The following is a 16,809-nucleotide window of genomic DNA, read 5'->3' on the forward strand; positions in this document are numbered from 1 at the left end:
GCAAGCTCGCTCCCACAGGAGGTCTGCATCGGGCAAAGGGGATTGATATCAGGCTCACTGCCGATCAGGGCCATTAAAATGCCGTCATTTGGTCGGCGTTTTTGCCCAGAATGTAAAAATGCGCTTCGGTCTGTTTATTTCCTTATGTAAACTCCCCCCGCTGCGACAATCGGGCACGGCCACGTCAGGCCCGATGAGCACCGTTTGCAGCGTCCCTCACCCAGCTGAAGCCAAGACCTACAAGAAGTCAGCGCCGGAGAGACATAAACGAGAGGTCGACGAATGTGCTCGGCCCTGTAGGTCCATCCTCCAGTCCGTCTCGATCCCATCCCCCTGGCGTTGCTGGCCGTGGATGTGGTCTATCCTTGATCAGGACCGGTGGATGGAATGGCGTTCATCTAGGGATACACACATGTTGAAGAAAACACACACGGCGCTACTGGGCCTGGCGATGGCGATGGGTCTTGCGACCACGCACGCCGCCGAGCCAAAAAAAGTGGATGTCTTGCTCATCGGTGGGGGCATCATGAGCTCGACACTCGGCGTCTGGCTCAATGAGCTGGAGCCGGGCTGGACCATGGAAATGGTCGAGCGCCTGGACGGTGTTGCCGAAGAGAGCTCCAACGGCTGGAACAATGCCGGTACCGGTCACTCTGCGCTGGCCGAACTGAACTACACGCCGGAAGACAAGAACGGCAAGGTTGATATCTCCAAGGCCATCGAAATCAACGAAGCCTTCCAGATCTCCCGCCAGTTCTGGTCCTGGCAGGTCAAGAACGGCGTGTTGAAGAACCCGCGTTCGTTCATCAACTCCACCCCGCACATGAGCTTTTTGTGGGGCGACGAGAACATCGCGTTCCTGAAGAAGCGCTACGAAGCCCTCCAGGCCAGCCCGTTGTTCGCCGGCATGCAGTATTCCGAAGATCGCGAGCAAATCAGCAAGTGGGTTCCGCTGATGATGCAAGGGCGTGACCCGAGCCAGAAAGTCGCGGCTACCTGGAGTCCCCTGGGTACTGACGTGAACTTCGGCGAAATCACTCGTCAATTCGCGGCTTACCTGCAAACCAAGCCGAACTTCTCCCTCAAGCTCTCCAGCGAAGTGGAAGAGATTACCCGCAACGAAGACGGCACCTGGCGCGTTTCGTACAAGAACCTGAAAGACGGTACCGAAACCGAGACCGACGCCAAGTTCGTGTTCATCGGCGCTGGTGGCGGTGCGTTGCACCTGCTGCAGAAGTCCGACATCCCGGAAGCGCGTGAATACGCAGGTTTCCCGGTGGGTGGTTCGTTCCTGGTCACCGAAAACCCGACCGTCGCCCAACTGCACCTGGCGAAGGCGTATGGCAAGGCTTCGGTGGGCGCTCCGCCGATGTCGGTTCCACACCTGGACACCCGTGTGCTCGATGGCAAGCGCGTGATCCTGTTTGGCCCGTTCGCAACGTTCTCCACCAAATTCCTGAAGAACGGTTCGTACTTCGACCTGCTGACCAGCACCACCACCCACAACGTGTGGCCGATGACCAAGGTCGGTATCGAACAGTACCCATTGGTCGAATACCTGGCCGGCCAGCTGATGCTGTCGGATGAAGACCGCTTCAACGCCCTGAAAGAGTACTTCCCGGAGGCCAAGCAAGAAGACTGGCGCCTGTGGCAGGCCGGCCAGCGCGTGCAGATCATCAAGCGTGACGAAGAGAAGGGCGGCGTCCTGAAACTCGGCACCGAAGTGGTCGCGTCCCAGGACGGCAGCATCGCCGGCCTGCTGGGTGCCTCGCCTGGCGCCTCGACCGCTGCACCGATCATGCTGACCGTGCTTGAGAAGGTCTTCAAGGACAAGGTCGCAAGCCCAGCCTGGCAGGAAAAACTGCGCCAGATCGTGCCGAGCTACGGCACCAAGCTCAACGAAAGCCCTGAGCGCGTAGCCCAGGAATGGGCGTACACCAGCGAGGTCCTGCAACTGGACCCGCCACCGGCGATCGGCAAGCCAGGCGCCCCAGCGGCACCGGCCAAGCCGGGCCCAGCCCCTGAGGCCAACCCAGCGGCTGACATGGCGCTGTAAGCCGGACGCTGTCTGGTGAGGCATAAAAACGCCGCTCGTTGAGCGGCGTTTTTTTTGGGGTTCGGTAAACCCTGTGGGCGCGAGCCTGATCGCGATGACGGTTTACCTGAACAGGTGATGTTGAATGTGCCGGCGCTTTCGCGAGCAAGCTCGCTCCCACAATGTTCCCGGCTGTCTGCGAGTTTTGTATTGGCCACCGACCCCTTGTGGGAGCGAGCTTGCTCGCGATGATGCACGGTCAGTCAGCATCAATGCTCGATCTGCCCCCGGTGCGTCAGATCATCTGTGCTTGTTCCGCCTATCTCCCTGAACCGCGCATCAAAATCCTCCGCCAACTGCGCCAGGGTAATCGCCCCCAAACGCTTGAGCAGCAACGCCTGGGCCTCATCGAACGCATCCGTCAACGCCGCATTCACCGCTTGTTCCACCAGGCATTGCGGATGATCGGTGGACAGGCCAATGGCAAAGATCGACGTGCTGCCCAAGGCCTGGTGGATATCCAGCAACGTCATCTCCGACAACGGTTTGCTCAGGGTCCAGCCGCCGCGATGGCCTTTCTCCGAAGTGACATACCCCTGTTCCTTGAGCAGCGCCATGGTCCGGCGCACCACCACCGGGTTGGTGCCCAGCATCTGCGCGAGGGTGTCAGACGTGGCCGATTGTTGGTGGCGATCCATGTGGATCAGCACGTGGAGCATGCGGGACAGGCGGGTGTCGGTTCTCATGAGCGTTGCAGTGTTTTGTGGTGGAGACGGGCGTGAGTATCGCCTGTAATTGCAAAAGTTACGAGATCGTTGACAGCGGCTTTTCAAGGAACTTACGATGTGTCGAGACTTTTTCGATTCCGCCAAACCACCTTGGAGATTGATCATGCGCTACGACGTCATCATCGCCGGCGGCAGCTACGCCGGTATGTCCGCAGGCCTACAACTGGCCCGTGCCCGCCGCAACGTGTTGGTGATCGATGCCGGCCAGCGGCGCAACCGGTTCGCGGCCAGCTCCCATGGTTTTCTCGGGCAGGACGGTCGTGCCCCCGGGGACATTGTCGAAGAGGCCCGTCGCCAGCTATTGGCCTATCCGACGGTGGAATGGGTATCGAGTACCGCGATCGCGGCCAGCCAGGAGGCGGGAGGGTTCGCCGTGGAAACCGTCGATGGGCAACGCTACAGTGCCCAATGCCTGTTGCTTGCCTGCGGTGTCATCGATGAATTACCAGACGTGGAAGGGTTGACGCAGCGCTGGGGCAAAAGCGTCTTCCATTGTCCGTATTGCCACGGCTACGAGCTGGAACAAGGCCCCATCGGCGTGTTGGCGACCTCGCCGATGTCGCTCCACCATGCCTTGATGCTGCCCGACTGGGGCCCGACGACGTTCTTCACCCGTGGCGTGTTCGAACCCGATGCAGAACAACTGGAGAGCCTGGCGCGACGCGGCGTGGTCGTGGTGCCGGAACGTGTCGAACGTCTTGAAGGCGAACGGGCCGATGTGGTGCTGGCCGACGGACGTGTGGTCGCCATTGACGGCCTGTTTGTCTTGCCGCGTATCCAGGTGGCGGGCTCACTCGCGGCGTCCTTGGGTTGCGCGCTTGAAGACGGCCCGCTCGGGGCGTTCATCCAGGCCGACCCGATGACGCGTGAAACCAGCGTGCGGGGGGTATTCGCCTGTGGCGATGCGGCGATGCCGTTCGGCTCGGTGGCGTTGGCGGTCGGCGATGGGGTGAGGGCGGGATCAGGCGTACATCGGTCGTTGATCTTCGGCGCGCACTGAGGGCATCCATGCTCCCACAGGATAGTGGCCTGTGGGAGCGAGCCTGCTCACGATGGCGTCGCTACTGCTGAGTACCAAACATCGCCGTCCAATAGATCCCCGCATCGCTTTTCGGATCGGTCGCATACCCGGCGCCCAATTCGCGAAACTGTGGGTTCATCAGGTTGGCGCAGTGCCCCGGGCTGGCCAGCCAGCCGTCCACCACCTTGAGCGCAGTGTCTTGTCCGGCGGCAATGTTCTCGCCGATCAATTGGCCCAGATAGCCGGCCAGTTCGGCGCGGTCGCCCGGCGTGCGGTTGTCGCGGTCCTTGTGGTCGAAGAAGTTGTTGTTGGCCATGGCCCGAGTGTGAGTGACGGCGGCCAGGGCCAAGGTGGCGTTCCAGGCCAGCGGCGTGGTGGCGGCGAAGGCTTCGGTGCCGCAGCGACGCGGCTGGGCGCGGGCACTGTTGATCAGCTTCAGCAGTTTCTGGCCCTCGGCTTGCCAATCACCCAGGCGCGCCGACAACAACGGGCGCGCCAGCACGATGCGCCATTCGCGATCCAGGCGGCTGACGCCGATGTCGACGAACTGCGGGTCGAGCACCACCTGGCAGAAGCTTTCCTGCACGGCTTTCATGGCCGATTGGGCATCGCGGGGCCCGGACAGGCTGATGGCTTGCACGTTGACCATGGGATAGGCCGCCCGCGCCAGCGCCTGTTGCAGGTCGCCGATGCCATTGGCCGACAGGATCAGCCGGGAGTCCATCGCCAGCGGCGGCAACTCCAGCGAGGCCTGGCCGGCACAGCTTTGGGATTGGCTGCGGTAAAGGTTGATGGACTCGACCAGTTGCGTCTCTTCGGTGGCCGTCGCGCTGGTGGCGAATACCAGGCCCAGCGACAGCACGACAAGACCCATGACGGATGAAATGGCACGCATGTAAATCTCCCTTGAGCGGACGGCGCCTATGATGCGCAATTTTTGCCCCGCTGGGGCAACGGTATTCACGCTCTCTTGAAATCCCTTGAAACGGTACCGTTGGGTACCGTTCGGGACAATCCTCAAGTAGTGGGATCAATTTTTAAGCGAATAAGTCCATTTCCGTCGTTTCAAGGCCATAAAAACACAGATTATTAGCTCATCCAGTTACCGCCATCGACGTTATACGTCTGCGCCACCACGTATTCGCTCTCGGCCGAGGCCAGGAAAATCGCCATGCCGGTGAGGTCCTCCGCGGTGCCCATCCGGCCATAGGGTACTTGCTGGCCGACCTGGCGCTTCTTTTCCCCCAGCGGCAGGTTTTCGTGGCGGGCGAACAGCGCGTCCACGCCGTCCCAATGCTCGCCATCCACCACGCCGGGGGCGATGGCGTTGACGTTGATCCGGTGCTTGATCAGATCCAGCCCGGCGGACTGGGTCAGGCTGATCACCGCCGCCTTGGTGGCGCAATAAATCGCCACCAGGGCTTCGCCACGCCGGCCGGCCTGGCTGGCCATGTTGATGATCCGGCCGCCATGGCCCTGGCGGATCATCTGCCGGGCTGCCGCCTGCAGCGTGAACAGCGTGCCGGCGACGTTGATGGAAAACAGCCGCTCGTAGCTCTGACGGGTAATCTCCACGATGGGCGCCAGGTCGAACAGCGCGGCGTTGTTGATCAGGATATCCAGCTTGCCCGCCCGAGCCACCACTGCTTCGATGGCCTGGTCGATGGAGGCCTGGTCGGTTATGTCCATTTTGACCGCGTAGGCACCGTCGCCCAGTTCGGCGGCGGTGGCCTGGGCCCGCTCAAGGTCGATATCGGCGATCGCTACTGTGGCCCCTTCGTTGATATAGGCCTGTGCAAACGTCCTGCCGATACCACGGGCGGCGCCGGTCACCAGGGCACTTTTTCCTTCCAGTCGTTTCATGGGTTGGTCCTCTTGGAGTGAAATCAATAACGAGAGAGCGCTGATATCTTTTGTGGCGAGGGGATTTATCCCCGCTGGGCTGCGCAGCAGCCCCAGACCAGGCAATTGGTGTGTCAGGTTGATCAAGTCGCGCTTTTTTGAGGGCTGCTGCGCAGCCCAGCGGGGATAAATCCCCTCACCACAGAGCGGGTACCAATCGTTATTGCTTTGGATACCCAGCCCGCTTCATCTCCTGCTCGGTACTCGATTGCGCCGAGGCCAGTGCCTGGTCGACAGTGATCTGTGGCACGCCGATTACAGCAGCGCCCGTGGAGGCCGACAAACGCAGGGAGGATCGCGGGCTGGTACTTTTTTAACGCCCTTGAGTGCGCCAGGTGTGGGTTAAAAAAGTATCGGTGGGCGGTCAGGCCGAGGCTGGCGAAACGCTGCGCACTCGGCGTAAGGTGCCCCCTATAACGATAAAAGAGGCGCGACATGCCTGATCACCGAACGCCCCTGTTCGAGCAGCGACCGGCCGAACTGGAAGTCATCCTGCCCGAGCCTGAACACAGTTTTCGCTGGTACGAGCATGACTACCCGTACCCGCTGGCGCGCTGGAACCATCATCCTGAATTTGAAATCCACCTCATCCGCCAGGGCAGCGGCAAACTGTTGGCGGGCGATTACATCGGCCCGTTTGGCCCAGGCCATGTGGCGATGATCGGCCCGGACTTGCCCCATGACTGGATGGGCGACCTGGCACCGGGCGAGTATTTGGCGGGGCGCGACGTGGTGTTGCAATTCGACGGCACCACGCTGCTGACCTTGCGCCGCACCCTGCCTGAACTGGGGGATCTGCAGGGGCTGTTCGAACGCGCGCGCCGTGGCCTGGCCTTCGCTGGCAATACAGCGCAGCAAGCCGCGCACCTGCTGGAAGCCATCGGTCCGGCCCAGGGGCTGGCGCGGTTGACGCTGTTCCTGGAGCTGCTCCACATCCTCAACCAGGCTCCCGGCGACGAGGCCCTGAGCCTGGCGAGCCCTTGCTACGCGCCGATCCTGGATGCGCGCAGTTCCGAGCGCATCCATAAAGCGTTCGAGTACCTGCAAGCCGAACTCACTGGCGACCTGCGCCTGTCGGTGATCGCCCGCCGACTGGACATGAGCGAGCCGGGCTTCTCGCGGTTCTTCAAGCGCATCACCGGGCACGGTTTCATCGATTTGATGCGCAAGCTGCGGGTCCAGCGTGCCTGCCGTTTGCTGTTGCAGAGTGAAATGCCGGTGACTGACGTCTGTTTTGAAGTGGGCTACAACAACCTGTCCAACTTCAACCGCCATTTCCGCATCGAAATGAACCAGACCCCCAGCGAATATCGGCGGGGGGCTTTTGCCCTGCCTGACGGAGCCTGCCATGTTGACCGTCGTTGAACAGGCAGCCAGCGCATCCCTGCGCCAGCGAATGGAAAAGGCCGGGTGCGCCTTCGAATTCCTGGTGCTCGCGCCCGAGGCGAGTGAGGCGGTTGACGAGGCGCGCCATCGCCAGGCCGTGGGCCTGCTGTTCCAGCACATCGAGGCGCAATGGCTGGAGCGTCACCGTCAACTGACCCTGGACCCTCGCTATGTCGAGGCTGCGCCCCCGACCATGGATTGGGATTTGAACAAGGCTATCGCCAAGCCGTTGAATCGGGACGAAGTGACCCGACTCATGCGCGTCGACAAAGATGATCAGCAGCATACTTATGCCTTGTACGCTGCCTTCTGCGAACCGCCCTATGGCACTCGCTTCGCCGACGACACCCCGCAAGCGCTGTTCAAGGAATGGCTCGACCTGCTCGGGCTCGAGGACGACGCTGATGTCGTGGTGTTGAATTGGGTCGACAACTTCAACGTTAACTGGACCGCCAGCGACAAGCACGATTCAGCACGGGAGCCCTGGAGCGATTATTTCGAAGATGGTCTGGAGTGGTGGGGCGTCTGGTGCCTGAGCATCTGGAACCCCAAGCGCCGAACGCTTGCTGTGCTGGCGGCGAGCACGACGGATTGAGCGGCTTGGACACATACCTTGCAGTCACCCAGAAACCAATGTGGGAGCGAGTTTGCTCGCGATGATGTCAGCACAGTCGACATCAATGCCAACTGACCCACCGCCATCGCGAGCAAGCTCGCTCCCACAGAGGACTTGTGGTGGATACAGACCTTGCAGTCGCCCGGAGACCCGTGTGGGAGCGAGCTTGACACAGACCTTGTAGTCACCCAGAAACCAATGTGGGAGCGAGCTTGCTCGCGATGACGTCAGCACAGCCAACCTCAATGCCAACTGACCCACCGCCATCGCGAGCAAGCTCGCTCCCACAGGTAATATTATTTACTTAAGGCCGTCGACAAACCCGTGGCGAGGGAGCTTGCTCCCGCTGGGTCGCGAAGCGGCCCCAAATTTTGCAGCATTCCCCCTTGGGTCGGTGTTTACTCTGGGACACCCCGTTGATGCTTCTTCAACCGATACGCGAACTGCGCCCGGCTCAGTCCCAACGAGCGCGCGGCCGCCGCCAGGTTGCCGCTGCTCAGTTGCAGAGCTTCGTTGATCAGGCGTGATTCCAGGCCGTCAATGGAGAAGTCCGAGTCCAGTTGGCTGAGGGACTGGAGCAGCGCCGGTTTTTCTGCGGCATCGTTGGCGGCCAGGCCCATCGGCGAGAGGCCGCCGAGGTGGTCCACGGAGTACGCATCCACCGGCAATTGCTCATTGCGAAACAAGTGGACCAGGTCAATCGCCTGGCCTTCCTCGCTGGCGATCAGGCCCCGTTCGATGAGGTTCTGCAATTCCCGCACGTTGCCCGGAAAGTCGTAGCGCAACAACACCTTCAACGCACGCATGGTCAGGCCCATCGGTGTGCGGCCGTATTCCTGGCAAAAGCGCGTGAGAAAGGCATTGATCAGCAACGGTATGTCATCACGGCGCTCGCGCAGGGGCGGCAGGGCGATGGGGTAGACGTTGAGCCGGTAGAACAGGTCTTCACGGAACGCGCCGTCCGCCACTGCCTTGCGCAGGTCGATGTTGGTGGCCGCCACGACCCGCACGTCGACCTTGATGCCGTGACCGCCGCCGACCCGTTCGATTTCCCGCTCCTGCAAGGCACGCAGCAACTTGCTTTGCCCGGCCAGGCTCAGGCAGGTGATCTCGTCCAGGAACAACGTACCACCGTGAGCGCGCTCGAAACGACCGGGGCGTGAATGGGTGGCGCCGGTGTAGGCACCGCGCTCGACGCCGAACAGTTCAGCCTCGATCAGATTGTCGGGGATGGCCGCGCAGTTGAGGGCGATGAACGGGCCGTCACGGCGCCGGCTCAGTTGGTGCAACTGGCGGGCGAACATCTCCTTGCCCACGCCGGATTCGCCGCTGACCAGCACGGTGGCAGGGGTCAAGGCCACCCGTTGCAAAGCCTGGGTCGCGGCGTTGAAGGCGGCGCTGGCACCGATCAGCGGCTGTTCGCTGTCCGGCAGCAGGGCGGCTCCGGCCACACTGTCGGACTGAGTGTCGGCGCGCGCGACGACCGTCGGCGGGGAGGCGTTGAGGTAATTCAGATCCTGCTCGATGTCACCCCATTGCTCGGCGGTCTTGCCGACGACTCGGCAGCGTTCGTGGCCCATGCCCCGGCATTCCACTTCGCGAAAGACCACCAGTTGCCCGAACAACCCGCTGACGAAACCGATGGCGTAGCCCAGTTCGGTCCAGCACACCGGATCCTGCCCGATGCCATAGGCGGCGACATGCTCGTCGGCCTCGCAGGAGTGATGCCAGAGAAACTCCCCCTCATAGAAGCCCGAGTCGGCGTCGAACTTGAAATGCAGCGGCTCGACCTTGGTCATGCCTTCAAGGGTATGCAGATGCGTGCCGGCGCGGAACACCGCCGCGGCATCGGCGTGAGGCCAGCGTTCACGAATCAGCCGGGCATCCCGGGCGCCGGAGGAATAGCCGGTGCGGGTGAGCATGCCTCGGGCCTGCTCCAGCCCCTGGCGTTCGATGATTTCCCGGCGCAACGCACCGAAGGATGAACTGTGCAGCAGCAACATGCGTTGGTCGTTGAGCCAGATACGGCCATCGTCGGGGGAGAAAAACAGGCACGCGGTGAGTTCTGCCGTTGTGGGCGAACTGCTGTCGCTCAGCTCGTTGCTGTCACCCCGTGGATGGTAATGCTCGGTGGTGATCCGGTGATCCGGCAACTGGCAGTGGGGATTATTCATTGTTATGCCCCTGATGACGGGATGATCGAAATGATCACCTGGCGAGATAGTTATTAAGCATAACTTTATCAAATGAACAAGCGGCAGCTGGCCAACGGCCAGGTTGGCGCAGGCGCCCTGTGCGTCATACCTGGCGAAGAACCTTGAGCCAGAGCCTTTCGCCAGGTTTATCAAGGCCTGCGGGCAAAACCGGCACAGCGCTTGCTCAAGCACTTGCACGGCGTTTGCGTCGATACCTTCCAGGTGCGCCAAACGATGACAACAACAAAGAGCCGGGAGTGTTAAATGTCTGCACCCAAAAGCCACCTGCTGTCCCAGGTGATCGAATCGGAATGTGTCTTCAACGGGGATTGGGTGCCTGCCTCGGGCCCGCTGCAATCGATCATCGAGCCGGCTACTGGTGAGCGACTGATGCGCTGTGCCACCGCCGACACCGCCGACATTGCCAAGGCCAGTCGCGACGCCGCCCTGGCCCAACCGGCATGGGCGGCCCTGGGCCCGCGACAACGGGCGGCGATCTTCCGCAAGGCCGCCGACGTGGCCGAGCAGTCCTTCGATGAGTTGGCGCTGTACGTGGCGCGGGAGACCGGTGCCGCGCTGTTCAAAGGCCAGCACGAAGTGCGCGAAGCCATCGTGCTGTTGCATCAGGCCGCCGGCCTGCTGTCCCAGGCCCATGGGGTGGTCTTGCCCAGCGAGGCGGGGCGTCTGTCCTTTGCGCGGCGCCAACCCCATGGTGTGGTCGGAGTGATTTCGCCCTTCAACTTTCCCCTGGTGCTGTCCATGCGCTCCGTCGCGCCGGCCCTGGCGGCGGGCAACGCGGTGGTGCTCAAGCCGGATCCGCAGACCCCGGTGAGTGGCGGTTTCCTCATCGCCCGGTTGTTCGAAGTAGCAGGCCTGCCCAAGGGTTTGCTGCAAGTGTTGCCCGGCGCGGCGGATGCTGGTGAGGCGCTGTGCCGTGACCCTAACGTGCGCATGATCGCCTTCACCGGCTCCACCGGCGCGGGTCGCAAAGTTGCTGAGGTGGCCGGGCGCAACCTGAAGAAGGTCGCCCTGGAGTTGGGCGGCAAGAACCCACTGATCATTCTCGAAGACGCCGACCTCGACCTCGCCGCCCGAAACGCGGCGTGGGGCGCCTGGCTGCATCAAGGGCAGATTTGCATGGCCACCGGCTTGATTCTCGCCCATGAATCCATCGCCGCCGAGCTGACCCGCAAACTGGTGGAAAAGGCCCAGGCCATGACCGTCGGCAACGCCGCCCGGCAAGAAGCCGCGATGGGGCCGCTGATCAACCAGCGGCAGTTGCAACGGGTCCACGACATCGTCAGTGACACCGTGCGCGCCGGAGCCCGGCTGGAAGCAGGCGGCGGCCATGATCGGCTGTTCTACCAGGCCACCGTGCTCAGCGGCGTGAAGCCGGGCATGCGCGCTTTTGACGAGGAGGTCTTCGGGCCGGTGGCAACGGTGGTCAGCTTTGCCACCGATGACGAAGCCATCGAGTTGGCCAATCGCACCGAGTACGGTTTGGCGGCGGCGATCATTTCACCGTCGGTGGGCCGGGCCATGGCCATTGGTGAGCGGTTGCAGTGCGGCATGTTGCACATCAATGACCAGACCGTCGCCGATGAGTGCGTCAACCCGTTCGGTGGGCGCGGCGCCTCGGGCAATGGTGGCAGCGTCGGTGGCCCGGCGGACTGGGACGAATACACCCAATGGCAGTGGGTGACGGTCAAGGATACGGCGCCGGTCTACCCGTTCTGACAGGTCGGTTTTACCGGGCCCGATGAGCTGAGGGCCCGTGGGTACACAAAAATAATAAGAGGACTCAACATGAAACTCGACAACAAGATTGTGCTGGTGACCGGTGTCTCGTCGGGTATCGGTGCCGCCACCGCGAGCCTGCTGCGCGCTCATGGCGCCCAAGTGATTGGCGTGGACCTCAAGGCGCCCCACATGACCCTGGACGGTTTTGTGCAGGGCGACTTGAGTAGCGCCGAGAACATCGATCGGTTGCTGCCACAGCTGCCCGCACGGCTCGACAGCCTGTGCAACATTGCCGGCGTGCCGGGCACCGCCAACCCGCAACTGCTGGCGCGGGTCAACTACCTTGGGCTGCGTCACTTGAGCCGTGCGCTGCTGCCACGTATCAGCGCTGGCGGCAGCATCGTCAATATCGCCTCGATCCTCGGCGCCGAATGGCCGTTACGCCTGGAACAGCACAAGGCGCTGGCGCGCATCGACGATTTTGCCGCCGCGCAAGCCTGGCTGGCCGACCACCCGGTGGCGAACCAGACCTGCTACCAGTACTTCAAGGAAGCCTTGATCGTCTGGAATTACCTGCAGGCCCAACCCTGGTTCCTTGAGCATTCGGTGCGCATGAACAGTGTCGCCCCAGGCCCGGTATTCACGCCCATCCTCGACGACTTCGTGAGCATGCTCGGCGAGGCCCGGACCCAGGCCGATGCCCACCGCATGAAACGTCCCGCTTACGCCGATGAGGTGGCGGCGGTGATCGCTTTCCTGTGTGCCGACGAATCGCGCTGGATCAACGGCGTCAACCTGCCGGTCGATGGTGGATTGGCCTCTACCTACATCTGAAATGCGCACCCGTAGAAAGCGGCGCAAGCCGCGACCTGAGCGTGTTGGCTGCCAAAGCCATGCCCAAAAATAACAATAATGAGAAGCGTCCATGGATAACCTCAAAGATAGCTTTCGTTTCAAGCATTGCGCCCTGTTCCTGGCGTTATGCAGCACCGGTGTGATGGTCGATCGGGTCGAGGCCATGCAAATGGACCTGGGTGACTCCGATTGGAAATTGCGCTGGGACAACACCATCAAGTACAGCCAGGCCTGGCGCTTGCAGGGGCAGGACAGCCGCTTGGTCAACGCGCCAACCGCCAACGGCCTGTACCCCTCGATCCAGAGCCAGGGCGATAAGAACTTCAGCCGTGGCCTGGTCTCCAACCGCCTGGATCTGTTCTCCGAAATGGACCTCAGCCGGCAAAACTATGGCCTGCGCGTGAGCGGCGCGGCCTGGTACGACGATATCTATAACCAGGACACCGACAGCAACGAGCAACCGCACTTCCTCAGCGAAACCCGCAAGCTCCACGGTCGCGACGCGGAAATTCTCGATGCCTTCGTGTTCTTGCGCGGTGACCTCGGTGAAGACTCCCAGGGCGTGGCGCGCCTGGGCCGACACAGCCTGATCTACGGGGAAAGCCTGTTCTATGGTGGCAACGGCATTGCCAATGCCCAAGGCCCGACCGACGTCGTCAAGTTGCTCAGCGTGCCGGGGACTCAGTTCAAGGAGATCCTGCGCCCGGTCAATCAAATCTCCGGGCAGTTGCAGATCAACCCGCAGCTGTCGGTGGGCGCTTACTATCAGTTTGAGTGGGAGCGTTCCAACCTGCCCGGTGCCGGCAGCTACCTGAGCGATGTCGATGCCATCGGTTACGGCAGTGGTCCGTTGCGCGAAGTGTTCGGTAACGACACGGTCAATGGCGGCGATCTGAAACCGCGCAATTCGGGGCAGGGCGGCATGCAGATTCGCTACAAGCCGAGCGGCACCGAACTGGAGCTGGGTTTCTACGCGGCCCAGTATCACGACAAGGCGCCGATCGGGTTGTACGCGTACTTGGACGGTCCGGCGGCAGCGGCCACCGGCTTGCCGATCCTGGGTTCCTATCGGCAGGTCTACGCCGAAGATATCAAGACCGCCGGCGTCAGTTTCTCCACCGCCTACGGCCCGTTCAACTTTGCCGGTGAAACGTCGGTGCGCTGGAACGCACCGCTGGTGAGCAACCTGCAAGTGGTGACCCCCGGCATGGAGGCCGATGGTGGCGACAATGAGTTGTTCGCCAGGGGCAAGACCGCCCATGCCAACCTGTCGGCGATTTACCTGTTATCGCCCACCGCGTTCTGGGACGGCGGCTCGGCCCTGGCCGAACTGGCTTGGAACCGCACCTTGAGCGTGACCAAGAACGCTGCCGCGCTGGATTCCAACACCACCCGCGATGCCACGGCGCTGCGGGTATTGATCGAGCCGGCGTACTTCCAGATTGTCGACGGGATCGACCTGACCGTGCCGATTGGCATGGGGATAGTGCTCGATGGGCGTTCATCGGCGGTCAACAAATCCGGCTTCGGCAACACCCATTCCGGTGACTGGAGTGTCGGGCTCAAAGCCACCTATCTGCAACGCTGGGATGTCGGCCTCAACTACGTGAACTTCTTCGGCGCACCGAAAGCCGGGCTGCGCGAGGACGGCAATTTCAGTTACGGACAGTCGTTGGCCGACCGCGACTTCGTCTCGCTCTACGTGAAAACCTCATTCTAATAAGGTGGATTCGCCATGCAGAACACAGCTTTCCTGAACACCTGCGTCCTGACCCTGGCCCTGGCCGGCATGGGGCTGGCGCAGGCGGCCGTATCGCCTGAACAGGCCGCACGTTTGAAAACCGATCTGACCCCCCTGGGCGGCGAGCGTGCCGGTAATGCCGATGGCAGTATCCCGGCGTGGCAGGGCGGTTATACCCAGGTCACGCCCGGCTATAAACCGGGTGACAAGCGTCCTGATCCATTCGCCAGCGAGAAACCGCTGTATTCGATCAAAGCCGCGAACATGGAGCAGTACGCCAACGAACTGGCCGAAGGCACCAAGCTGCTGCTCAAGAAGTACCCGGACTATCGCCTGGACGTGTACCCGACCCATCGTTCGGCCGCGGCGCCGCAATGGGTGTATGACAACACCAGCAAGAATGCCACCCGCGCCACGCTGGACGTGGACAGCGAGAAGGTTTCCAACGCCTACGGCGGCATCCCGTTCCCGATCCCGGAAAACGGTGCGCAAGTGCTGTGGAATTATCGGTTGTCGTGGCAGGGCGGCGACACCATCAGCTCACCTTTCGATACCTGGCTGATGACCGCCGGCGGCAAGAAAGTCCAAGCGACCCGTGCCCAATACACCTACCAGTTTCCCTACTACGTCGAAGGCGGCAGCCTGGAAAGCTATTCGGGCAAGTACCTGCTGGGCAAGCTGTTCACCGAGTTGCCGTCGTCCAAGGCCGGCGAAGGCCTGATGACCCACTGGGACCTGGACCCGGCCAATCGGGCGGCCTGGCAGTATCTGGTCGGCCAGCGCCGGGTTCGCCGGGCGCCGAACATTGCCTATGACACGCCGGACTTCGTGACCTCCGGTGTCGGCCTGTTCGACGAGGCGTTCATGCTGTTCGGACCGACCGATCGCTACGACCTCAAGCTGGTGGGCAAGAAAGAGCTGATCGTCGGCTACAACAATAACCGCGCCGCGCTGGCCAAGAGCGACGACCTGGTCAAGGCGAACTTCCTCAATCCCGACTTGGTGCGTTGGGAGAAGCATCGGGTCTGGGTGGTCGAGGCCACGCTCAAATCCGGCAAGCGCCATGTCGTGCCGCGTCGGACCTACTACGTCGACGAAGACTCCTGGCAGATCCTGATGGCCGACGGTTATGACGCCCAGGGCAAGCTCGGCCGGCAGATGTACTCGCTGACGCTGCTGGCACCTGATCTGCCGGCCCTTACCGCACAGGTCATGTGGGGCAGCTACAACCTCGACACCGGGGCCTACTTCCTCAACTCATCGAGCAACGACCTGGCGGTTCAGTACCAGAAGGTCGCGAAGCCTTCGGCGTCCTATTTCACCCCAGATGCCATGGCCAACGAAAACATGCGCTGAACCTGTGGTGGCCGTGGCGAGGAGGAGGTTCGCCACGGTCGCTTACGATTTTCCAGGCGGAATAACGATATGAACGTTGAAAAAATCTTTGCGCGCCGCGGTTCGCTATGGGGTGCTTGCGCCCTGGTGGGGTGCTTGTTGGCAAACGTACCCTGGGGCGCACAGGCCACGACATTGGCGGTGTTGCAGCAACCGGCACTGCCGACGGCCAAGGCCCCGCGCGCGGTATTGCTTGGGCTGGCCCGGGCCGGCGAACGCCTGGTGGCGGTGGGGGAGCGTGGGATCGTGCTGCTCTCCGATGACGCTGGCGTGAGTTGGCGCCAGGCCAAGGTACCGGTCAGCGTCAGCCTGACGGCGGTGCAATTCGTCGATGCCGAGCAGGGCTGGGCGGTCGGTCACCTGGGCGTGGTGCTGCACACCCAGGACGGCGGGGAAACCTGGCAAAAGCAACTCGACGGTGAGCGCGCCATCGCCCTGGCGGTGCAGGTCGCTGAGCGCGATGCCAATCAACCCGGCGGTGCCAGCCACCTGGCACAGGCACGGCACATGCTCGATGACGGACCGGACAAACCGTTTCTCGACCTGTATTTCAGTGACCGCCTGCACGGCTACGTCGTGGGTGCCTACAACCAGATCTACCGTACCGATGACGGCGGGCGAAGCTGGCAACCGTGGATGCGGCATGTGGAAAATCCCCAGGGTTTGAACCTGTATGGCATTCGCGCCGTGGGCAAGGACCTGCTGCTGGTGGGGGAGCGCGGCCTGCTGTTGCGTTCGACCGATGCCGGGCAGTCATTCCAAGCCTTGAAGTCACCTTATGAGGGCAGCTTTTTCGGCCTGCTCGGCACCCGCGATGGGGCCTTGATCATCTATGGCTTGCGCGGAAACGCCTGGTGGTCCGATGACCGTGGCGGCAGTTGGCGACGCCTCGATACCGGTATCGAATCAACCCTGGCGAGCGCCCTCGAACTGCGCGACGGCGGCCTGTTGCTGGCCAGCCAGAGTGGCGAGCTTCTCTTCAGTCATGACCAGGGCCGCAGCTTTGACAAGCGTCAGAGCCGCAGCGGCGGGACCGTCGCTGCCATGCAACAGGCGGTCGACGGCAGCCTGGCCAGCGTCGGTTTGACCGGCGTGGCCGCTGACCAGGATCCGCGGGCCTCCGGTCAACCTTGAA

13 protein-coding genes are annotated in these 16,809 nt (G+C 62.3%); 9 read left to right on the forward strand and 4 right to left on the reverse strand.

All coding sequences use genetic code 11. The features are described from left to right. The first annotated feature begins 412 nt into the window (after positions 1-412). Positions 413-2,056, forward strand: coding sequence for a malate dehydrogenase (quinone) (gene mqo / locus AB4N80_RS18415; RefSeq protein ID WP_122565532.1), 1,644 nt, complete (start codon positions 413-415; stop codon positions 2,054-2,056). A gap of 248 nt (positions 2,057-2,304) precedes the next feature. Here mqo and AB4N80_RS18420 read toward each other — a convergent pair whose 3' ends face one another. Then, the gene (locus AB4N80_RS18420; protein WP_122565531.1) at positions 2,305-2,781 is read right to left on the reverse strand and encodes an Rrf2 family transcriptional regulator; all 477 of its coding nucleotides are present in this window, start codon (positions 2,779-2,781) and stop codon (positions 2,305-2,307) included. A gap of 145 nt (positions 2,782-2,926) precedes the next feature. Here AB4N80_RS18420 and AB4N80_RS18425 point away from each other — a divergent pair, with 145 nt between their 5' ends. Continuing rightward, positions 2,927-3,823 (forward strand): NAD(P)/FAD-dependent oxidoreductase, encoded by an 897-nt coding sequence (locus AB4N80_RS18425; RefSeq protein WP_122565530.1) that lies wholly within the window; start codon positions 2,927-2,929, stop codon positions 3,821-3,823. Positions 3,824-3,884: 61 nt separating this feature from the next. Here the strand turns inward: AB4N80_RS18425 and AB4N80_RS18430 are convergent, their stop codons facing one another. Both AB4N80_RS18430 and AB4N80_RS18435 read right to left on the reverse strand, forming a co-directional pair. Further along, the gene (locus AB4N80_RS18430) at positions 3,885-4,739 is read right to left on the reverse strand and encodes a CAP domain-containing protein (protein ID WP_354336996.1); all 855 of its coding nucleotides are present in this window, start codon (positions 4,737-4,739) and stop codon (positions 3,885-3,887) included. Between the two features lie 194 nt (positions 4,740-4,933). Continuing rightward, positions 4,934-5,707 (reverse strand): L-iditol 2-dehydrogenase, encoded by a 774-nt coding sequence (locus AB4N80_RS18435; RefSeq protein WP_122565528.1) that lies wholly within the window; start codon positions 5,705-5,707, stop codon positions 4,934-4,936. 474 nt (positions 5,708-6,181) lie between these two features. Between AB4N80_RS18435 and AB4N80_RS18440 the strand changes: the two genes are divergently transcribed. Then, entirely contained in the window at positions 6,182-7,111 is a 930-nt protein-coding gene (locus AB4N80_RS18440; protein WP_460078152.1) for a cupin domain-containing protein, read from the forward strand. Further along, on the forward strand, positions 7,095-7,727 hold the full coding sequence (locus AB4N80_RS18445) for a hypothetical protein (protein ID WP_305467171.1): 633 nt from the start codon (positions 7,095-7,097) through the stop codon (positions 7,725-7,727). Before AB4N80_RS18440 ends, AB4N80_RS18445 begins: the two co-directional genes overlap by 17 nt. 419 nt (positions 7,728-8,146) lie before the next feature. On the opposite strand, the gene AB4N80_RS18450 is transcribed toward AB4N80_RS18445, so the two are convergent. Further along, positions 8,147-9,922 (reverse strand): sigma-54-dependent Fis family transcriptional regulator, encoded by a 1,776-nt coding sequence (locus AB4N80_RS18450; RefSeq protein WP_122565524.1) that lies wholly within the window; start codon positions 9,920-9,922, stop codon positions 8,147-8,149. A 285-nt stretch (positions 9,923-10,207) separates the two neighbouring features. On the opposite strand from AB4N80_RS18450, the gene AB4N80_RS18455 reads away from it, so the two are divergent. The 5 genes from AB4N80_RS18455 (at position 10,208) to AB4N80_RS18475 (ending at position 16,808) form a co-directional block, all read left to right on the forward strand. Further along, on the forward strand, positions 10,208-11,680 hold the full coding sequence (locus AB4N80_RS18455; RefSeq protein ID WP_460078154.1) for a benzaldehyde dehydrogenase: 1,473 nt from the start codon (positions 10,208-10,210) through the stop codon (positions 11,678-11,680). A 69-nt stretch (positions 11,681-11,749) separates the two neighbouring features. Beyond that, a complete protein-coding gene (locus AB4N80_RS18460; RefSeq protein ID WP_122565522.1) occupies positions 11,750-12,517 on the forward strand; it encodes a coniferyl-alcohol dehydrogenase in 768 nt (255 codons plus the stop codon). Between the two features lie 91 nt (positions 12,518-12,608). Continuing rightward, positions 12,609-14,258 carry a DUF1302 domain-containing protein gene (locus AB4N80_RS18465; RefSeq protein WP_122565521.1) on the forward strand — a complete coding sequence of 550 codons (1,650 nt, stop codon included), beginning with the start codon at positions 12,609-12,611 and terminating at the stop codon, positions 14,256-14,258. 15 nt (positions 14,259-14,273) lie between these two features. Continuing rightward, complete coding sequence (locus AB4N80_RS18470; RefSeq protein WP_354336989.1) at positions 14,274-15,635, forward strand: DUF1329 domain-containing protein; 1,362 nt, start codon at positions 14,274-14,276, stop codon at positions 15,633-15,635. 69 nt (positions 15,636-15,704) lie between these two features. Next, complete coding sequence (locus AB4N80_RS18475; protein ID WP_122565519.1) at positions 15,705-16,808, forward strand: WD40/YVTN/BNR-like repeat-containing protein; 1,104 nt, start codon at positions 15,705-15,707, stop codon at positions 16,806-16,808. Position 16,809: the final 1 nt, after the last annotated feature.

It is taken from the genome of Pseudomonas sp. H3_A02, from assembly GCF_054671965.1.

Bases quoted from the DNA above. Each gene is read 5' to 3' on its own strand.
- mqo (WP_122565532.1), top strand. From the start codon at position 413: ATGTTGAAGAAAACACACACGGCGCTACTGGGCCTGGCGATGGCGATG.
- AB4N80_RS18420 (WP_122565531.1), bottom strand. From the start codon at position 2,781: ATGAGAACCGACACCCGCCTGTCCCGCATGCTCCACGTGCTGATCCAC.
- AB4N80_RS18425 (WP_122565530.1), top strand. From the start codon at position 2,927: ATGCGCTACGACGTCATCATCGCCGGCGGCAGCTACGCCGGTATGTCC.
- AB4N80_RS18430 (WP_354336996.1), bottom strand. From the start codon at position 4,739: ATGCGTGCCATTTCATCCGTCATGGGTCTTGTCGTGCTGTCGCTGGGC.
- AB4N80_RS18435 (WP_122565528.1), bottom strand. From the start codon at position 5,707: ATGAAACGACTGGAAGGAAAAAGTGCCCTGGTGACCGGCGCCGCCCGT.
- AB4N80_RS18440 (WP_460078152.1), top strand. From the start codon at position 6,182: ATGCCTGATCACCGAACGCCCCTGTTCGAGCAGCGACCGGCCGAACTG.
- AB4N80_RS18445 (WP_305467171.1), top strand. From the start codon at position 7,095: ATGTTGACCGTCGTTGAACAGGCAGCCAGCGCATCCCTGCGCCAGCGA.
- AB4N80_RS18450 (WP_122565524.1), bottom strand. From the start codon at position 9,922: ATGAATAATCCCCACTGCCAGTTGCCGGATCACCGGATCACCACCGAG.
- AB4N80_RS18455 (WP_460078154.1), top strand. From the start codon at position 10,208: ATGTCTGCACCCAAAAGCCACCTGCTGTCCCAGGTGATCGAATCGGAA.
- AB4N80_RS18460 (WP_122565522.1), top strand. From the start codon at position 11,750: ATGAAACTCGACAACAAGATTGTGCTGGTGACCGGTGTCTCGTCGGGT.
- AB4N80_RS18465 (WP_122565521.1), top strand. From the start codon at position 12,609: ATGGATAACCTCAAAGATAGCTTTCGTTTCAAGCATTGCGCCCTGTTC.
- AB4N80_RS18470 (WP_354336989.1), top strand. From the start codon at position 14,274: ATGCAGAACACAGCTTTCCTGAACACCTGCGTCCTGACCCTGGCCCTG.
- AB4N80_RS18475 (WP_122565519.1), top strand. From the start codon at position 15,705: ATGAACGTTGAAAAAATCTTTGCGCGCCGCGGTTCGCTATGGGGTGCT.